This is a genomic window from Roseateles sp. GW823-FHT07B05 (genome assembly GCF_058794515.1).
This window is the reverse complement of record NZ_JBXAGX010000001.1, coordinates 663,033-680,285: the sequence shown is the minus strand read 5'-3', so window position 1 is coordinate 680,285 and position 17,253 is coordinate 663,033. Positions and strand designations below refer to the sequence as shown.

Below are 17,253 nucleotides of genomic sequence, written 5' to 3'. Positions count from 1 at the left end.
TTCCTGGGCCGGGGTCACCGACCCCGTTGGGGTTTACTTGGCAGCGTAGACGTTCATGCCGGGGAAGAAGAACGCCACTTCGACGGCGGCCGTTTCGGCAGCGTCGGAGCCGTGCACGGCGTTGGCGTCGATGCTGTCGGCGAAGTCGGCGCGGATGGTGCCCTTCTCGGCCTTCTTCGGATCGGTCGCGCCCATCAGGTCACGGTTCTTCAGGATGGCGCCTTCGCCTTGCAGGGCCTGGATCATCACCGGGCCGCTGATCATGAAGTTGACCAGGTCGTTGAAGAACGGGCGGGCCTTGTGGACGGCGTAGAACTGTTCGGCTTCACCGCGCGACAGATGCACCATCTTGGCAGCGACGACCTTCAGGCCGGCGGCTTCGAAGCGGGCGTAGATCTGGCCGATGACGTTCTTCGCCACGGCATCGGGCTTGATGATGGACAGGGTGGTTTCGATCGCCATGGAGTTCTCCTGAGGGGGCGTATTGGACAAAGCCTGCGATTGTAGCGTTCAGGGATGACCCTAGTTGCAGCTTGCGGCCAGTTTCAGCGCCGGCCGCCGTAGCCGCCGCCCGAACGGCCACCGCCACCACCACCGCCCTTGCCGCCACGGCCACCACCACCGCCGCCACGGCGCAGGAAGGCGTCGCCACCGATGTAGCCCACGGAGGTCTGCATCGGATCGGGCTCACGCGGGCCATTGCCCTTGTTGCCGCCACCGCGGTTGGGCCGGTCCTGCTGCTGGCTGCCACCGGCACCGAAACCCTGGGGCAGGCCACGCTTGCCGCCGGTCGCGTGACGGCGGTCAAAGGTCTGCTCCAGCGGATTGACGTGGTGCGGAATGAAGCCGTCATCCTCGTCGTCATCATCCCGGCGCTGGGCGCGCTCTTCACGCTGCGGGCGCGGCTGCTGCTGCGGCTCGGGCGGACGGCTGGGGCGCGGGCCGACGCCGGCATGGCGGTCGTCGTTGCGGCGCTTGTTGCGGTCGTTCTTGCCGCCCTGCTGCTGTTGCTGGCCCTTGCCCTGCTGGCCCTGCCCCTGACCCTGCTGCTGTTGCGGCTGGGCCTGGCCCGTGTTGGAGCCGTGGCCGGCCAGGCGGCGGATGACGCGCACGTCGTCGTCGCCCAGCTCCACCCAGACGCCACGCTTCAAGCCGCGCGGCAGCACGACGGTGCCGTAGCGGATGCGGATCAGCCGGCTGACCACCATGCCGACCGCCTCGAACAGCTTGCGCACTTCGCGGTTGCGGCCTTCGGTGATCGTCACGCGGTACCAGCGGTTGGCGCCTTCGCCGCCGCCGTCCTCGATGGCCTTGAACGCGGCCGTCTGGCCCTCGACGCTGACGCCTTCCAGCAGCTTGGCGCGCTGCTCGTCGCTCAGCGAGCCCAGCACACGGGCCGCGTACTCGCGCTCGACGCCGAAGCGCGGGTGCATCAGCTGGTTGGCCAGTTCGCCGGAGTTCGTGAACAGCAGCAGGCCTTCGGTGTTGATGTCCAGGCGGCCGACGGACTGCCACTTCTGGCCCTGCACGCGCGGCAGCGAGCGGAACACGGTCGGGCGGCCCTCGGGGTCGTTGAACGTCGACACCTCGCCGGTGGGCTTGTGATAGGCCAGGATGCGCGGGTTGGGCGGCGAGATGCGCACGCGCACGTCCTTGCCGTTGACCCTGACGCGGTCGCCGAACGAGATGCGCTGGCCGACGTGGGCGACCTCGCCATTCACCTCGATCTTGCCCTCGGCGATCCACTCCTCGATGTCGCGGCGCGAGCCGATGCCGGACTGCGCCAGCACCTTCTGCAGCTTGGGTGCGTCGACGTCGGCCGCCAGCACGCGCTTGGTCTCGCCATCGGCTTCGCCACTCTCTTCGACGTCGGGCCGCAGCGTCGGCAGTTCACCGACCGGGCCTTCGGACTCGGCGTCCAGGTTGCCCGACAGCACGTCGGCAAAGCGCGCGCCAGCCGCCTCGACCAGCTCCGGCGTCACGGCCGTGCCGGGCAGCTCGCTGCCGCCACCTTCGGCCTGCGTGGTCGCCTGGCGCTCCGCGCGCTCCTTGCGATTGCGCCGGCGGTTGCGGCTGCGGCCGCCGCGCTCGCCATCTTCGCCCTCGCCACCCTCACCGTCATCGCCCTCGTCCCCGCCGTCACCCTCGTCCGCCACCGCGGCCGGCGCTTCGTCCGCCAGCGTGAACAGCGGCGCCTGCGCCACGTCCGGCGCCGGCTCAGCCTCGGCGGCCGCCACGGTCTTGCGCGGCGCGCGCTTGCGGGCCGGGGCCGCCTCTTCGGCGGGCGCAGCCTCGGGCGTCGCCGCCTCGGGTGCCGCGGCCTCAGGCGCCTGCACCTCGGCAGCGACCGCCTTGCGGCGCGTGCGCTTCACCGGCACGGCGGCCTCTTCCGCGGCGGCAGCCGCCTCGGGAGCGGCCTCGACGGCAGCAGCCTTGGTCGTGCGGCGGCGCTTGGGCGCAGCGGGTGCATCGCCTTCGGCGGCGGTGGGCAGGGGCTTGTCTTGATCAGCGGCGTCGTTCATGCGGTTCAGTGCTGGGGTTGCGGGGACGGATCGGTGGGATCGGTGGGGTCGGGATCAGGGAGTGCGGGGGTGCCATCGTTGCCGAACAGGCTCAACGACGGCGCCGGCAGATCGGCGGGGGCCTCGGCTGGCACAGCCTCAGGCGCCACGGCAGGCGGCGCCACGGGCAGGTCGGCGGCCACTTCGGGCAGCGCCTCGGCCGGCACCTCCTCGGCGTCGGCCAGCAACTGGCCCTGCAGCGCCTCGAAGGCCGGCGGCTCGCTGCCGACGTCCAGCGCCGGCAACTGCTCCAGGCTGGCCAGGCCCAGGTCGTCGAGAAAAGCCTTGGTCGTCGCGTACAGCGCCGGCCGGCCGGGGGTCTCGCGGTGGCCGATGACGTCGATCCAGCCGCGGTCTTCCAGCTGCTTGATGATCTGGCTGGCCACGACGACGCCGCGGATGTCCTCGATGTCGCCGCGCGTGACGGGCTGGCGGTAGGCAATGATGGCCAGCGTCTCCAGCACGGCGCGCGAGTAGCGCGGCGGCTTCTCGGGGTGCAGCCGGTCCAGGTACTCGCGCAGCTCGGGCCGGCTCTGGAAACGCCAGCCCGAGGCCAGCGCCACCAGCTCCACGCCCTTGCCGTCCCAGTCGCGGCCCAGGTCGTCGAGCAGTCCGCGCAGCGTGTCGGCGCCGACTTCGTCGGCGAACAGGCTGCGCATCTCGCGCAACGTCAGCGGCTGCGAGGCACAGATCAGCGCGGTTTCAAGGACGCGCTTGGCATCCTGGGTATTCATGAACTCAACTTCGCACCCTCAATGGGGAGAGCTCTGGCGATGGCCCCTGGCCTGCGCGCCTGGTCCAGGCGTTCGTCGGGCGGCGGGGCGGTCTGGCATGGTGCGCCGCGGCCGGCCTTCAAGGGGCGGGCGCATCGGCGATCTGGTTGGCGGCTTCCGGGAGGGACTGCGTTCCCGCGAAGGGCTGCAGCCTCGTGGCGCAGCGCTCTGGCACAACAACCGAACGCATTGTAGCCATGTCAGCCGGGCAGCTCCGCCGCCCCCACCTGCGCCCACGCGGCGGCCAGGTCGGCGGGCAGCGGCGCGCGCAGCGCCAGCACCTCGCCGGAGGCCGGGTGCGTGAACGACAGCCGGGCCGCATGCAGCGCCTGGCGCGCCAGCCCCAGCGCCGGCACGCCGCCGTACAGCGTGTCGGCCAACAGCGGGTGGCCGCTGTGCGTCAGGTGCACGCGGATCTGGTGCGTGCGGCCGGTGTGCAGCACGCAGTGCACGGCGCTGACAGGCCGCGCCTGCCCGTTGACCTGCACCTCGCCCACGCCCAGCGGGAACACGTCCGTGCGCGCCGGTTTGCCGAGGTTGGCCGGCGCAATGGCCATCTTCACGCGCGACACCGGGTCGCGGCGCATCGCCTTCTCGACGACGAACGGCTCCTCGACGCGCCCCCAGGCCAGCGCCAGGTACTCGCGGTGCACCTCGCGGGCGGCGATCTGGCGGCTCAGCGCCGTGACGGCCTCCAGCGTCTTGCCGACCACCATGAGCCCGCTGGTGTCCTTGTCCAGCCGGTGCACGATGCCGGCGCGCGGCAGGCTGGCCGCCGCCGCGTGGTGGGCCAGCAGCCCGTTCATCAGCGTGCCCGACCAGTTGCCCGGCGCCGGGTGCACGACGAGGCCAACCGGCTTGTCGATGACGACCAGGTGCTCGTCCTCGAAAACGATGTTCAGCGCCATCGCCTCGGCACGGAACGCGCGGCTCTCGTCGGTGGGCTGCAACTCGATCTCGACCCGCTGGCCGGCGCGCAGTTTGTGCGCCGGCTTGAGTAAAGATTTGCTGTCCACGACCACGCAGCCGCGCTCGATGAGCGCCTGCAGGTGGTTGCGCGAGAACTCCGGCGCCAGGCCCGTCAGCCAGCGGTCCAGCCGCTCGCCATGGCCCGCCGCATCGACGTCGGCGCCGCGGCGCTCGGGCGCCTCGTCGGCCGACGACAACTCGCCCGCTTCGTCTTCCGGGTCCTGAAGACCCCCCGCCCTATACTCCGCGTCCATTGTTCAGTGTGACCGGCCGGCAGCTAAGCCCCGACTTCAGACATGTTTGTTGAGAAATTCAAGGCTGGCCGCATCGTCGCCGGCGCCGTCCTGATGGCGTTCGCACTCGTGATGAGCGGGTGCAGCTCCACGGCCAAGGACGATCCAAACTCCCAGGCCGCCCTCGACAAATTGTATGCAGACGCGAAGGACGACCTGAACGCCGGCAGCTACGACCGCGCGATCAAGACGCTGGAGAAGATCGAGGGCCGCGCCGCCGGCACGACGATGGGCCAGCAGGCGACGCTGGATCTGGCCTGGGCCTACTACAAGACGGGCGAGCGTGCGCAGGCGGTGTCCACGCTGGACCGCTTCATCAAGCTCAACCCGTCCAGCCAGGCGATGGACTACGCCCTCTACATGAAGGGCATCGTCAACTTCAACGAGGACCTGGGCCTGTTCGGCCGCCTGGCCGGCCAGGACGTGTCGGAGCGCGACCAGCAGGCCTCGCGCGAGGCGCTGCTGGCCTTCCGCCAGCTGGTCGAGCAGTTCCCCGAGTCCAAGTACGCGGCCGACGCGCAGACGCGTGCCAACTTCATCTCCAACACGCTGGCGGCCTACGAAGTGCACGTCGCGCGCTACTACTTCAACCGCAAGGCCTACGTCGCCGCGGCCAACCGTGCGCAGTCGGCCGTCGCCGAGTTCCAGTACGCGCCGGGCATCGAAGAAGCGCTCTACATCATGAGCGAGAGCTACGACAAGCTGGGCCTCACGCAGCTGCGCGACGACGCGCGCCGCGTGCTCGACAAGAACTTCCCCGACAGCGAGTACGCGTCGGGCGGCGGCAAGAAAAAGAAGCCGTGGTGGAAAGTCTGGTGAATTGAACAAACGGGCCGTCAGGCCCGTTTTTCATTCCAGGCCGGGCACGACACGCCCACGCTTCAGGTTCGCTCTGCGTTCAGCCGCTGCAGCCATGCCAGCGCCTCGGCCTCGTTGGCCACGGGCGTCATCGGCGGCAACGCGGCGCGCAGGCGGCGGCCGTAGTTCATGCCGGCCATGCGCGGGTCGCACACCACCAGCAGGCCGCGGTCGGTCTCGGTGCGGATCAGCCGCCCGGCGCCCTGCTTCAGCGCGATGGCCGCCTCGGCGACGAAGTACTCCGAGAACGCGTTGCGCCCCTCGGCCTCCAGCCGCTGCACGCGCGCCTCCACCAGCGGGTCGTTGGGCGGCGGGAACGGCAGCTTGTCGATGACGACGCACTGCAGCGCGTCGCCGGGCACGTCGATGCCTTCCCAGAAGCTTGCCGAGCCGACCAGCACCGAGGCCGGGTTGTCGAGGAAGCGCTGCAGCAGCACGCGCTTCGGCAGCGCCCCCTGCTGCAGCACGGCGATCGAATCGCCGCCTTCCTCGAAGCGCTCGCGCAACGCGTCGGCCACGGTCTGCAGGTTGCGCAGCGTCGTCGTCAGCACGAAGGTGCGGCCACCCAGGGCGCGCGCCAGCCGCGAGCCCAGCAGCGCGACGCTGGGCGCATGCGTCGGCTCGCTAGGCTTGGGAAAGCCGCGCGGCACGTACAGCCGCGCGTGCGCCGGGTAGTCGAACGGGCTGCCGACGCGCAGGATCTCGGCGTCCTGCAGCCCGGCGGGCTCGGTGAACCAGGTCAGCCCCTCGTCGTCGCCCAGCGTCGCGGACGTGAAGACCCAGGCCTTGGGCGGGCCTTCCAGCTGCTGCTGCATCGCGTCGCGGATGTCCAGCGGCGACTCGACCAGCCGGGCCGCGTGCGGGCTGATGTCGATCCAGCGCACATCGCCCGGGTCGGGGTCGGCCGCGAACTGCTTGGCCAGGTCGCGCAGCTGCTGGGCGCGTTCGCACAGACGCGCAAAGTCGGGCGCCGCCTCGCGCACCGCGGTCAGCGCCTCCAGCGCGCCGGCGCAGGCCTGCTCGACACCCGCGAGCGCCGCGCCGAAGGCGGGCTGCGTGGCCCTCTCCTTCCAGCCCAGCTTCAGCGTGCCGCGCAGCTCGCGCCCGGCGGTGGCCAGCGCGCCGGCGGCGGCCAGGCGCAGCTCGCGCGCGGCCTTCTCGACGCCGGCATGCAACCCCTGCCAGTCGTTCACACCGCGCGCATGGGCCAGCCCCTGGGCCAGCATGTCGCGCGCGAAGTCGATCAGTGCGGCCGTGCCCAGCAGCGTACCGAGGAACTGCACGCCGGCCTCGGCCAGCTGGTGGGCCTCGTCGAAGATGGCGATTTCGACGCTGGGCAGCAGCTCCGCGACGCCGGTGTCGCGCAGCGTCATGTCGGCGAAGAACAGGTGGTGGTTGACGACGACGACGTCGGCCTCCATCGCCTCGCGCCGCGCCTTGACGACGTAGCAGGCCTTCCAGTCCGGGCACTCCTGGCCCAGGCAGTTCTCGCGGCTGGAGCTGACGATGGGGATGATGGGCGAGCGCTCGTCAAGGCCATCGATCTCGGCGAAGTCACCCGTTGCCGTGCCCAGCGCCCAGCGCTCGATGCGCGCCAGCGACATGGCCGTGCGCCGGTCCGGGAACTCGCCAGACACGCGCGCCTCCTTCATGCGGTGCAAGCACAGGTAGCTGCTGCGGCCCTTCAGCAGCGCCAGCCGCACGGGCGTGTTCAGCGCCTTGGTCAGCCGCGGCAGGTCGCGCAGGAAGAGCTGGTCCTGCAGGCTCTTGGTGGCCGTGCTGATGAGTGCGCGGCTGCCCGCCAGCAGCGCGGGGACGAGGTAGGCGAAGGTCTTGCCGACGCCGGTGCCGGCCTCCACCACCAGCGCCTGGCGGCGGCTCAGCGCGCGCGCGACGGCGCGGGTCATCTGCAGCTGCGGCTCGCGGGGCTTGTAGCCGCGGTCCAGGCGGGCCAGCGGGCCATCGTGGTCGAACGCCGCCTCGACGGCCTGCAGCAGTTCGTCGGCGACCGGCGGCGCGGGCGGGGTGGCCTGATCGAGCTGGTCCAGCCAATCGTCGAGATCAGGCGAGGTCATCGGGCGTGGTGGTGGCTTCCAGGCGCGCGATCATGTCGCGCAGCGCCAGCCGGCGCTTCTTCAGCCGCTGCAGCGCAAGTTCATCCAGCGGCGACTGCCCGGCCATGCGGTCGATCATCGCGTCCAGGTCGGCATGCTCGATGCGCAACTCGATGAGCCGCCGCGTCAGCGAGTGAAGTTGTTCATCCATTCCGGGTTGACTTGGGCGGCTCGCGGCAGGGCGACGGCGGGCGGGCCAGTATAGTTTTCGCCATGGCACCTTCCTCCACCGCCGCCGGATTCCGGCTCAACGCCGCCACGGGCACCCACCGTGGGGACCGCGCGTACCAGCAGGACCAGGTGGCCGTCATCGCCCACCCGCGCATCGAGGGCTGCGTGATGGGCATCGTGGCCGACGGCATGGGCGGCAAGAGCGGCGGCCGCAAGGCAGCCGACCAGGTCATCCTGACCGCGCGCCAGCTGTTCGAGCGCTACTCGCCCGAGGACGAATCGCCCGCCGAGCTGCTGGGCCAGATCACGTCCGAGGCGCACCTGATGATCAAGCTGACGGCCATCTCCGCCGAGGAGGAGCCACACAGCACCATCGCCGGCTTCGTCGTCAGCAGCGACCGCTGCGCGCACTGGATCCACTCCGGCGACTCGCGCATCTACTGGTTCCGCGGCGCGCGCCTCGTGAAGCGCTCGATGGACCATTCCTATGTGCAGCGCCTCGTCGACGAGGGCCAGCTGACCGAGGCCGAAGCCAGCTCGCACCCGCAGAGCAACCTGCTGACCGCGTGCCTGGGCACGGTGCAGGACCCGACGTCCACGTCGGAGCGCTTCGAAGGCCTGGAGGTGGGCGACTCGCTGATGTGCTGCAGCGACGGGCTGTGGCACTACTTCACCGCCCAGGAGCTGGGCAGCGTGCTGTACAGCCTCCCGCCGCGCGAGGCGGCCGAGCTGCTGGTGAGCAAGGCGCGCCAGCGCGCGCGCGGCGGCGGCGACAACCTGTCGCTCGCCATCGTCAAGCTCGAGAACCTCGACTGAGCCGGCTACTTCGACGCGGCTGACGCGCCCGGCACGGGCAGCGGCGCGGCCGGTGGCTTGCCGCGGTGCTTCTGCCGGGCCTCGTTCTCGGTGACGCGTTCGCGCATCCGCTCCTGGCGCTGCTGCGCGCGGTCACGCCGCTCGGCGGCCTGGGCCTGCGCCTGGCTGGCGGCCTTGTCGCGTTCGCGCGCCGCGGCTTCAGGGTTGCGGGCCCGCGTGACGTGCGAGGCCGGCACGGCGGGCGGCTCCGCCGGCGGGGCGGCCAGCAGCTGCTGGCGGCGCTGGCCCTCCTCCTGCGCGGCGGCCAGCTCGCGCTCCTTCACGCGCTGCGTCTGCGCCAGGGCGCGGGCGCGGCGCTCCTCGGCGGCCAGCTCATGCTCGTGCCGCACCAGCGGCGCCAGCGCGGCCTGACGGCGCTGGCGCACGTCTTCCAGGCAGGGGCTGACGGCGAAGCGCTCCTCGCACTCGGCCTTCTCGCGCTCGAAGCGCTGCTCGACGGCGGCGCGCTGGGCGGCGACCTCGGCACGCGTGGCGGGCTGGGCGGCTGCCACACCGCTCAGCAGGACGGCAACGAGCAGCAGGCCGCCGCGCCAGCTGGGGGCATCATCAAGCGACCACCACGGGACCGGCTTTGCCGGACCGTCGGTGGTGCCCCCTTCGAGGGGGCGCGCGAAGCGCGTAGGGGGTGGTCTCATGTCAGCGATGTGTCGACGTCACGCCGGGCCAGCGCAAGGTACTCCGCTGAACGCATTTCCTGCAAGCGCGACACGGTGCGCGGGAACTCGTGGGCCAACGGGCCCTCGGTGTAGAGCTGTTCCGCCGGCACCGCGGCCGAGATGATGAGCTTGACGCGGCGGTCGTACAGCACGTCCACCAGCCACGTGAAGCGGCGAGCCTCGCTGGCCAGCCGCACGGGCATCTCGGGCACGTCGGACAGGATCACGGTGTGGAACTGGCTGGCAAGTTCGAGGTAGTCGTTCTGAGAGCGTGGGCCGCCGCACAGCGTCTGGAAGTCGAACCACACGACGCCACCGGCGCGCCGGCGCGCGTAGATCGCGCGGTGCTCGATCATCAGCTTGCGGTCCTCGTCCTGCGCCTCGGCGAGCGATTCGAACGCTTGCGTCAGCGCGGCCTCGCTGGCGTCGTTCAGCGGCGTCAGGTAGAGGTTCATGTCCTCCAGCGTGCGGCGCCGGTAGTCGGTGCCGGCATCGACGTTGATGACTTCGAGATTCGCTTTCAGCAGCTCGATGGCCGGCAGGATGCGGTCGCGGTGAAGGCCGTTCGGATACAGCTCGTCGGGATGGAAGTTGCTGGTGGTGACGATGCTGACGCGGTTGCGGAACAGCGCGTCCAGCAGCCGGTGCAGGATCATCGCGTCGGTCACGTCGGCGACATGGAACTCGTCGAAGCAGATCAGCCGGAAGCGCCGCGCGATGCGCTTGCCCAGTTCTTCCAGCGGGTCGGCGATGCCCTTGAGCTCCTGCAGCTCGCGGTGCACCTCGCGCATGAACTCGTGGAAGTGCAGCCGCGTCTTGCGCGTCAGCGGCACGGCCTGGAAGAAGCAGTCCATCAGGAAGCTCTTGCCCCGGCCGACGCCGCCGTACATGTAGACGCCGCGCGGGATCGGCGGGCGCACCAGCAGCTTGGTCACCGCGTTGCTGCGGCGCGACTTGTAGGCGATCCATTCGTCCTGGCAGCGCTGCAGCGCCTGGATGGCGCGCAGCTGGGCCTCGTCGGCCCTGAAGCCGCGCTCGGCGAGTGTCTGCTGGTAGAGCTCGGTGACAGTGGTCATGGCAAAAAAAGGGGCGACTGTTCGGCCGCCCCTTTTGTGTCGCTGTGCGCGATCAGAAGTTCAGCGTGCGCTTGTCGACGGCCAGCGCCGCTTCCTTGGTCGCCTCGGACAGCGACGGGTGGGCGTGGCAGATGCGGGCGATGTCCTCGGCCGAGGCCTTGAACTCCATCGCGACGACGGCTTCCGAGATCAGCTCGGACGCGAACGGGCCGATGATGTGCACGCCCAGGATCTCGTCGGTCGTGGCATCGGCCAGGAACTTGACGAAGCCGGTCGTGTCACCCAGCGCGCGGGCGCGGCCGTTGGCCAGGAACGGGAACTGGCCCGCCTTGTAGGCCACGCCTTCAGCCTTGAGCTGCTGCTCGGTCTTGCCGACCCAGGCGATCTCGGGCGAGGTGTAGATGACCCAGGGGATGGTGTTGAAGTTGACGTGGCCATGCTGGCCGGCCATGCGCTCGGCCACCGCCACGCCCTCTTCCTCGGCCTTGTGCGCGAGCATGGGGCCGCGCACGACGTCACCCACGGCCCAGACGCCCGGCAGGTTGGTCTTGCACTCGTCGTCGACGACGATGGCGCCACGCTCGTCCAGCTTCAGGCCCACGGCATCGGCACCCAGGCCGATGGTGTTGGGCACGCGGCCGATCGAGACGATGAGCTTGTCGACCACCAGCGTCTGCTCGGCACCCTTGGCGTCGGTGTAGGCGACGGTGACGTCGTTCTTGCCCTTGGTGACCTTGCTGATCTTGACGCTGAGCTGGATGTCCAGGCCCTGCTTCTTGAAGACCTTGGCGGCTTCCTTGGCCACGCCTTCGTCGGCGGCGCCCAGGAAGGCCGGCATGGCTTCGAGGATGGTGACCTCCGAACCCAGGCGGCGCCAGACCGAGCCCATCTCCAGGCCGATGACACCCGAGCCGATGACGCCAAGCTTCTTGGGCACCGACGGGATGCGCAGCGCGCCGTCGTTGGACAGGATCAGCTCTTCGTCGAACTCCGCGCCGGGCAGTTGGCGGGCGTTGGAGCCGGTGGCCAGGATGACCTGCTTGGCGAAGACGGTCTCGTCGCCAGCCTTGAGCTCATAACCGCCATCCTTGGCGGCAACGAAGGAGCCGCGGCCGTGGAAGAAGGTGACCTTGTTCTTCTTGAACAGGTAGAGGATGCCGTCGTTGTTCTGCTTCACGACGGCGTCCTTGCGGCCCACCATCTTGGCGACGTCGATCTTCAGGTTGTCCAGGCTGATGCCGTGCTCGGCGAAGTGGTGGCCGGCGTGGTCGAAGTGCTCCGACGACTGCAGCAGCGCCTTGGACGGGATGCAACCCACGTTGGTGCAGGTGCCGCCCGGGGCCGGGCCGCCCTTGTCGTTCTTCCATTCGTCGACGCAGGCGACGTTCATGCCGAGTTGCGCCGCGCGGATGGCCGCGATGTAGCCGCCGGGGCCGCCGCCGATGACGACGACGTCGAATTGCTTGGTAGTCATGCTGATCGTGTCCTCGGCTTAGATGTCGAACAGCAGGCGCGACGGATCTTCCAGCGCGTCCTTCATGGCAACCAGGCCCAGCACGGCTTCGCGGCCGTCGATGATGCGGTGGTCATAGGACATGGCCAGGTAGTTCATCGGGCGGATGACGATCTGGCCGTTCTCCACGACGGCACGGTCCTTGGTGGCGTGCACGCCCAGGATGGCCGACTGCGGCGGGTTGATGATGGGCGTGGACAGCATGGAGCCGAAGGTGCCGCCGTTGGAGATGGAGAAGGTGCCACCGCTCATCTCGTCGATGCCGAGCTTGCCTTCCTGGGCCTTCTTGCCGAACTCGGCGATCTTCTTCTCGATGTCGGCGAAGCTCATCTGGTCGGCATTGCGCAGGATGGGCACGACCAAGCCGCGCGGCGAGCCGACGGCGATACCGATGTCGAAATAGCCGTGGTAAACGATGTCGTTGCCATCGACCGAGGCGTTCAGCACCGGGTACTTCTTCAGCGCGTGCACGGCAGCCTTCACGAAGAAGCTCATGAAGCCCAGCTTGGTGCCGTGTTCCTTGGTGAAGCTGTCCTGGAACTTCTTGCGCAGCTCCATCACCGGGGCCATGTTCACTTCGTTGAACGTGGTCAGGATGGCGTTGGTGGCTTGCGACTGCAGCAGGCGCTCGGCGATACGGGCGCGCAGGCGGGTCATGGGCACGCGCTGCTCGGGGCGGTCGCCCAGGCTCTGCAGGCCGGGGGCGGCGACGCTGGGCAGCGGCTTGGCGACGGCGGGCGCGGCGGGCACGACCAGCGGGGCGGCGGCAGGCTTGGCCGAGGCGGCCAGCGCGTCACCCTTGGTCACGCGGCCGTCCTTGCCGGAGCCGGCGACGTCGGTGGCCGCCAGGCCCTTCTCGGCCAGGATCTTGGCGGCGGCGGGCATGGCCACGTCGCCCTTGCTGCCGCCGGTGGCAGCGGGTGCAGCGGCCGTGGCCGGGGCAGCAGCCGGCGCGGCGGCAGCGGGTGCCGCGGCGGCGGCGCCGGCCTTGGCTTCGGTGTCGATCTTGGCCAGCAGCTGCTGGCTGGTGACGGTGCTGCCGTCGGCAACGCCGATCTCGGTCAGCACGCCGGAAGCCGGTGCCGGCACTTCCAGCACGACCTTGTCGGTCTCGATCTCGACGAGGGTCTCGTCAACCGTGACGGCTTCGCCGGGCTTCTTCTTCCAGGTCAGCAGCGTGCCTTCGGAAACGGATTCGGAGAACTGGGGAACTTGGACGTCAACGATGGCCATGATGTGAGGCTCCGTGTCTTGTATTTGGGTGTGAGATGCGCAGGCGCAAGCGAACGCAGCGCCTGTTCAGGGCGCTGCGTGGCGGGTCTTATTTGGTGAGGATGAAGCCCTTGAGCTTGGCGAAGGCCTGATCCAGCAGCGCCTTCTGTTGCTCCTGGTGCAGGTGGGCGTAGCCACAGGCCGGGCTGGCGCTGGCGGCACGGCCGGCGTAGCCGAGCTTCTGGCCTTCGACCATGTTCTCGTGCACGTAGTGCTGCACGAAGAACCAGGCGCCCTGGTTCTGCGGCTCGTCCTGGCACCAGACGATGTCGGTGGCGTGCGGGTACTTCTTCAGCTCGGCCGCGAAGGCCTTGTGCGGGAAGGGGTACAGCTGCTCGACACGGATGATGGCCACGTCGTTGTGCTTCTTCTCGGCACGGGTCTTGACCAGGTCGTAGTACACCTTGCCCGAGCAGACGACGACGCGCTTGACCTTGTCGGCCACGATCGCCTCGTCGCGCTCGCCGATGACGGTCTTGAACTCGCCCTTGGTGAACTCGGCCAGCGGCGACGTCGCGTCCTTCGCACGCAGCAGGCTCTTGGGCGTCATGATGACCAGCGGCTTGCGGAACATGCGCAGCATCTGGCGGCGCAGCACGTGGAAGATCTGCGAGGCCGTGGTGGGCTGCACGATCTGCATGTTGTTGTCCGCGGCCAGCTGCATGAAGCGCTCCAGGCGGGCCGAGCTGTGCTCGGGGCCCTGGCCTTCGTAGCCGTGCGGCAGCATCATCGTCAGGCCGTTGGCACGGCCCCACTTCACTTCGCCGGAGGCGATGAACTGGTCGATGACGACCTGCGCGCCGTTGACGAAGTCGCCGAACTGCGCTTCCCAGATGGTCAGCGTGTTGGGTTCGGCCGCGGCGTAGCCGTATTCGAAGCCCAGCACCGCCTCTTCGGACAGGATGGAGTCGATGACGGTGAACGGCGCCTGGCCGTCGGCGACGTTCTGCAGCGGGATGTAGGTGCCGTCGTCCCAGTTGGTGCGGTTCTGGTCGTGCAGCACCGCGTGGCGGTGCGTGAACGTGCCGCGGCCGCTGTCCTCGCCGGACAGGCGCACCGGGTAGCCCGAGGCCACCAGCGACGCGAAGGCCATGGACTCGCCCATGCCCCAGTCGATGTTGACCTCACCGCGGCCCATCGTGGCGCGGTCGGCGTAGAGCTTGGCGACGAGGTTGTGCGGCGCGAAGTCCTTGGGCAGCGTCGTCAGCTTCTCGGCCAGGCGCTTCCACTCGGTGACGGGGATGGCGGTGTCGCAGCTGTCCGTCCACTTCTTGCCCAGGAAGGGCGACCAGTCGGTGGCGAACTTGCTCTTGAAGTTGGTCAGCACCGGGTCGACGGTGTGGCGGCCTTCGTCCATGGCGGCACGGTAGGTCTTGACCATCTCGTCCGGACCCTCGGCCGTCAGCACGCCCTGGGCCACCAGCTTGTCGCCGTAGACCTTGCGGGTGCCGGGGTGGGCGCCGATCTTCTTGTACATCAGCGGCTGTGTCAGCGCCGGCGTGTCCTGCTCGTTGTGGCCCAGCTTGCGGAAGCAGACGATGTCGATGACGACGTCCTTCTTGAACTCGGCGCGGTAGTCCATGCACAGCTGCATGGCGTAGACGACGGCTTCCGGGTCGTCGCCGTTCACGTGCAGCACCGGCGCCTCGACCATCTTGACGACGTCGGAGCAGTACCAGGTGGAGCGCAGGTCGCGCGGGTCGCTGGTGGTGAAACCGATCTGGTTGTTGATGACGATGTGCACCGTGCCGCCCGTGCGGTAGCCACGGGTCTGGGCCATCGCCAGCGTTTCCTGCACGACGCCCTGGCCACCGAAAGCCGCGTCACCGTGCACCAGCACCGGCAGCACCTGGGCGCCGGCGGTGTCGCCACGGCGGTCCTGGCGGGCGCGCACGCTGCCTTCGACGACCGGGTTGACGATTTCCAGGTGGGACGGGTTGAAAGCCAGCGACAGGTGCACCGGGCCGCCGGCCGTGGACACGTCGGAGCTGAAACCCTGGTGGTACTTCACGTCGCCGGCCGGCAGGTCTTCGGCAGCCTTGTGCTCGAACTCGGCGAACAGGTCGGCGGGCATCTTGCCCAGCGTGTTGACCAGCACGTTCAGGCGGCCGCGGTGGGCCATGCCGATGACGATTTCCTGCACGCCGCGTTCACCGGCGCGCTTGATCAGCTCGTCCATCGCGGCGATGAAGCTCTCGCCGCCTTCCAGCGAGAAGCGCTTCTGGCCGACGTACTTGGTGTGCAGGTAGCGCTCCAGGCCCTCGGCGGCCGTCAGTCGCTCCAGGATGGCCTTCTTCTTCTCGGCACCGAAGTTGGGCTTGCTGCGCGACTTCTCCAGGCGCTCCTGCCACCAGCGCTTCTCGGCCGGGTCGGAGCCGTGCATGAACTCGGAGCCGATGGAGCCGCAGTAGGTCTCGCGCAGCGCCTGCACGATCTGGCGCAGCGTCATCGTCTCGCCACCGAAGTAGCTGTTCACGGCGCTGAACGAGATGTCCATGTCGGACTCGGTCAGGTCGTAGAACGCGGGGTCGAGTTCGGGGATCTTGGGGCGCTCGGCGCGCTTGAGCGGGTCCAGCTCGGCCCAGCGGTTGCCGAGGAAGCGGTAGGCCGCGATCAGCGACTGCACGTGCACCTGCTTGCGGGCGACGGCCAGATCGGCGCTGGAGGCCTTGTTGGCGAAGGCGTTGGCCTTGGCCCGTTGAGCGAAAGATTCGATGACCGGCGCGTGGGCGACGTCGCGGGCCTCGCTGCCGTCCACGGCGGGAACGTGCTGGAGGGCGTCGAAGTAGTCGCGCCAGTTGTCGGGCACGGAGCCCGGGTTGTCGAGGTAAGCCTCGTACATCTCCTCCACGTACGGGGCATTGCCACCGAACAGGTAGGAGTTCGACCTGTATTGCTGCATCATCTTTCGCTCACCTCATGCCCCGGTTTCCAGGGAGTTGGCTGGTTGAAGAACCTTCCGCGACACGGCTCGACCGATTGGCGGATTGCGACCCACCTTCTCTGCCGCCAGTGGCCACAGAAAAAGGGACGGGAAGGACCGGGAAACCATCCGCTGCTCGAAAGGCCGACCCACGTCGGTGCAGGCCTTCTGAGTAACAGACGGGTTCCATCAGGGGCCGAACTCTAGCACCCCGGGTTTGCCCGACAAGGTGACGGGGGTGCGACAAAGTTCACTGATCAGGCGCAAGAAAAGTTGACTGACTCGTAAACTTGACGCCGCTCCGGCCCCGAATTTGAATGGTCGAGCCCCGGGACATTCAGGAGATCCCCGATGCAAGTCCAAGTCGTCGACTACCGCGCACCCGACGCCGCCGAGAAGTTCACCCGTTCCCTGCATGAAACCGGGTTCGGCGTGCTGACCAACCACCCCATCCGCCAGGCGTTGGTCGAGAAGATCTACGCCGACTGGCTGGCCTTCTTCAACAGCGAGGCCAAGCACGGGTTTGCGTTTTCAAAGGAAACCCAGGACGGCTATTTCTCAACCGAGATTTCCGAGACCGCGAAGGGTTCGACGCAGAAGGACATCAAGGAGTACTTCCACGTCTACCCCTGGGGCCGCATCCCTGAACAACTGAAGGCGGACGCCCTCACCTACTACCGCGAAGCCAACGCGCTGGCGGAGGAACTGCTGGGCTGGGTCGAGAAGTACACGCCGCCAGAGATCGCCGCCCGCTACCGCGAGCCGCTGTCGAACATGATCCAGGGCAGCACGAAGACACTGCTGCGCGTGCTGCGCTACCCGCCGCTGACGGGGCTGGAGCCCGCCGGCTCGCTGCGCGCCGCGGCGCATGGCGACATCAACCTGCTGACCATCCTGCCCGCCGCCAACGAGCCGGGCCTGCAGGTGCTGGGCACCGACGGCGCCTGGCACGACGTGCCCTGCGACTTCGGCACGTTGACGATCAACATCGGCGACATGCTGCAGGAGGCCTCCGAGGGCTACTACCCGTCAACGCAGCACCGCGTCGTCAACCCCACCGGCGACGGTGCGAAGAAGAGCCGCGTGTCGCTGCCGCTGTTCCTGCATCCGCGCGACAACGTCGTGCTGAGCGACCGCTACACGGCGGACGCCTACCTCAACGAGCGCCTGCGCGAGCTGGGTGTGAAGACTTGATCGC

General features: G+C 69.0%; 14 protein-coding genes. 3 read left to right on the top strand and 11 right to left on the bottom strand.

Annotated elements, in window-relative coordinates; translation table 11 throughout:
* Window positions 1-33 precede the first annotated feature (33 nt).
* The 4 genes from ndk to AC1Q7O_RS02755 all read right to left on the bottom strand — a co-directional run bounded on the left by ndk (window position 34) and on the right by AC1Q7O_RS02755 (window position 4,500).
* Entirely contained in the window at window positions 34-462 is a 429-nt protein-coding gene (gene ndk / locus AC1Q7O_RS02770) for a nucleoside-diphosphate kinase (protein WP_394397155.1), read from the bottom strand.
* Between the two features lie 83 nt (window positions 463-545).
* The gene (rluB, locus tag AC1Q7O_RS02765; protein WP_492658526.1) at window positions 546-2,522 is read right to left on the bottom strand and encodes a 23S rRNA pseudouridine(2605) synthase RluB; all 1,977 of its coding nucleotides are present in this window, start codon (window positions 2,520-2,522) and stop codon (window positions 546-548) included.
* Between the two features lie 5 nt (window positions 2,523-2,527).
* On the bottom strand, window positions 2,528-3,295 hold the full coding sequence (gene scpB / locus AC1Q7O_RS02760; RefSeq protein WP_492658527.1) for an SMC-Scp complex subunit ScpB: 768 nt from the start codon (window positions 3,293-3,295) through the stop codon (window positions 2,528-2,530).
* A 239-nt stretch (window positions 3,296-3,534) separates the two neighbouring features.
* A complete protein-coding gene (locus tag AC1Q7O_RS02755; protein ID WP_492658528.1) occupies window positions 3,535-4,500 on the bottom strand; it encodes an RluA family pseudouridine synthase in 966 nt (321 codons plus the stop codon).
* Window positions 4,501-4,599: 99 nt separating this feature from the next.
* Here AC1Q7O_RS02755 and AC1Q7O_RS02750 point away from each other — a divergent pair, with 99 nt between their 5' ends.
* Window positions 4,600-5,415 carry an outer membrane protein assembly factor BamD gene (locus tag AC1Q7O_RS02750; protein WP_492658529.1) on the top strand — a complete coding sequence of 272 codons (816 nt, stop codon included), beginning with the start codon at window positions 4,600-4,602 and terminating at the stop codon, window positions 5,413-5,415.
* Between the two features lie 62 nt (window positions 5,416-5,477).
* On the opposite strand, the gene yoaA is transcribed toward AC1Q7O_RS02750, so the two are convergent.
* Together yoaA and AC1Q7O_RS02740 are read right to left on the bottom strand one after the other, a co-directional pair.
* Window positions 5,478-7,529 (bottom strand): DNA repair helicase YoaA, encoded by a 2,052-nt coding sequence (gene yoaA, locus AC1Q7O_RS02745; RefSeq protein ID WP_492658530.1) that lies wholly within the window; start codon window positions 7,527-7,529, stop codon window positions 5,478-5,480.
* Entirely contained in the window at window positions 7,516-7,719 is a 204-nt protein-coding gene (locus AC1Q7O_RS02740) for a YdcH family protein (RefSeq protein WP_492658531.1), read from the bottom strand. Before AC1Q7O_RS02740 ends, yoaA begins: the two co-directional genes overlap by 14 nt.
* A gap of 62 nt (window positions 7,720-7,781) precedes the next feature.
* Between AC1Q7O_RS02740 and AC1Q7O_RS02735 the strand changes: the two genes are divergently transcribed.
* Window positions 7,782-8,555, top strand: a complete 774-nt coding sequence (locus AC1Q7O_RS02735) for a PP2C family protein-serine/threonine phosphatase (RefSeq protein ID WP_492658532.1) — start codon at window positions 7,782-7,784, stop codon at window positions 8,553-8,555.
* Between the two features lie 5 nt (window positions 8,556-8,560).
* Here AC1Q7O_RS02735 and AC1Q7O_RS02730 read toward each other — a convergent pair whose 3' ends face one another.
* From AC1Q7O_RS02730 to AC1Q7O_RS02710, 5 genes are all read right to left on the bottom strand, one after another.
* Complete coding sequence (locus AC1Q7O_RS02730; RefSeq protein WP_492658533.1) at window positions 8,561-9,250, bottom strand: hypothetical protein; 690 nt, start codon at window positions 9,248-9,250, stop codon at window positions 8,561-8,563.
* Window positions 9,247-10,347, bottom strand: coding sequence for a cell division protein ZapE (gene zapE / locus AC1Q7O_RS02725; RefSeq protein WP_492658534.1), 1,101 nt, complete (start codon window positions 10,345-10,347; stop codon window positions 9,247-9,249). Before zapE ends, AC1Q7O_RS02730 begins: the two co-directional genes overlap by 4 nt.
* A gap of 52 nt (window positions 10,348-10,399) precedes the next feature.
* The gene (gene lpdA / locus AC1Q7O_RS02720) at window positions 10,400-11,821 is read right to left on the bottom strand and encodes a dihydrolipoyl dehydrogenase (RefSeq protein WP_492658535.1); all 1,422 of its coding nucleotides are present in this window, start codon (window positions 11,819-11,821) and stop codon (window positions 10,400-10,402) included.
* A gap of 18 nt (window positions 11,822-11,839) precedes the next feature.
* Window positions 11,840-13,093, bottom strand: a complete 1,254-nt coding sequence (gene odhB, locus AC1Q7O_RS02715; protein WP_492658536.1) for a 2-oxoglutarate dehydrogenase complex dihydrolipoyllysine-residue succinyltransferase — start codon at window positions 13,091-13,093, stop codon at window positions 11,840-11,842.
* A gap of 88 nt (window positions 13,094-13,181) precedes the next feature.
* The gene (locus AC1Q7O_RS02710; protein WP_492658537.1) at window positions 13,182-16,037 is read right to left on the bottom strand and encodes a 2-oxoglutarate dehydrogenase E1 component; all 2,856 of its coding nucleotides are present in this window, start codon (window positions 16,035-16,037) and stop codon (window positions 13,182-13,184) included.
* A gap of 369 nt (window positions 16,038-16,406) precedes the next feature.
* Here AC1Q7O_RS02710 and AC1Q7O_RS02705 point away from each other — a divergent pair, with 369 nt between their 5' ends.
* Window positions 16,407-17,249 carry a 2OG-Fe(II) oxygenase family protein gene (locus tag AC1Q7O_RS02705; RefSeq protein WP_492658538.1) on the top strand — a complete coding sequence of 281 codons (843 nt, stop codon included), beginning with the start codon at window positions 16,407-16,409 and terminating at the stop codon, window positions 17,247-17,249.
* Window positions 17,250-17,253 lie beyond the last annotated feature (4 nt).

Coding starts and splice junctions, on each gene's coding strand:
- ndk (WP_394397155.1), bottom strand. CDS start 462: ATGGCGATCGAAACCACCCTGTCCATCATCAAGCCCGATGCCGTGGCG.
- rluB (WP_492658526.1), bottom strand. CDS start 2,522: ATGAACGACGCCGCTGATCAAGACAAGCCCCTGCCCACCGCCGCCGAA.
- scpB (WP_492658527.1), bottom strand. CDS start 3,295: ATGAATACCCAGGATGCCAAGCGCGTCCTTGAAACCGCGCTGATCTGT.
- AC1Q7O_RS02750 (WP_492658529.1), top strand. CDS start 4,600: ATGTTTGTTGAGAAATTCAAGGCTGGCCGCATCGTCGCCGGCGCCGTC.
- yoaA (WP_492658530.1), bottom strand. CDS start 7,529: ATGACCTCGCCTGATCTCGACGATTGGCTGGACCAGCTCGATCAGGCC.
- AC1Q7O_RS02740 (WP_492658531.1), bottom strand. CDS start 7,719: ATGGATGAACAACTTCACTCGCTGACGCGGCGGCTCATCGAGTTGCGC.
- AC1Q7O_RS02735 (WP_492658532.1), top strand. CDS start 7,782: ATGGCACCTTCCTCCACCGCCGCCGGATTCCGGCTCAACGCCGCCACG.
- AC1Q7O_RS02730 (WP_492658533.1), bottom strand. CDS start 9,250: ATGAGACCACCCCCTACGCGCTTCGCGCGCCCCCTCGAAGGGGGCACC.
- zapE (WP_492658534.1), bottom strand. CDS start 10,347: ATGACCACTGTCACCGAGCTCTACCAGCAGACACTCGCCGAGCGCGGC.
- lpdA (WP_492658535.1), bottom strand. CDS start 11,821: ATGACTACCAAGCAATTCGACGTCGTCGTCATCGGCGGCGGCCCCGGC.
- odhB (WP_492658536.1), bottom strand. CDS start 13,093: ATGGCCATCGTTGACGTCCAAGTTCCCCAGTTCTCCGAATCCGTTTCC.
- AC1Q7O_RS02710 (WP_492658537.1), bottom strand. CDS start 16,037: ATGATGCAGCAATACAGGTCGAACTCCTACCTGTTCGGTGGCAATGCC.
- AC1Q7O_RS02705 (WP_492658538.1), top strand. CDS start 16,407: ATGCAAGTCCAAGTCGTCGACTACCGCGCACCCGACGCCGCCGAGAAG.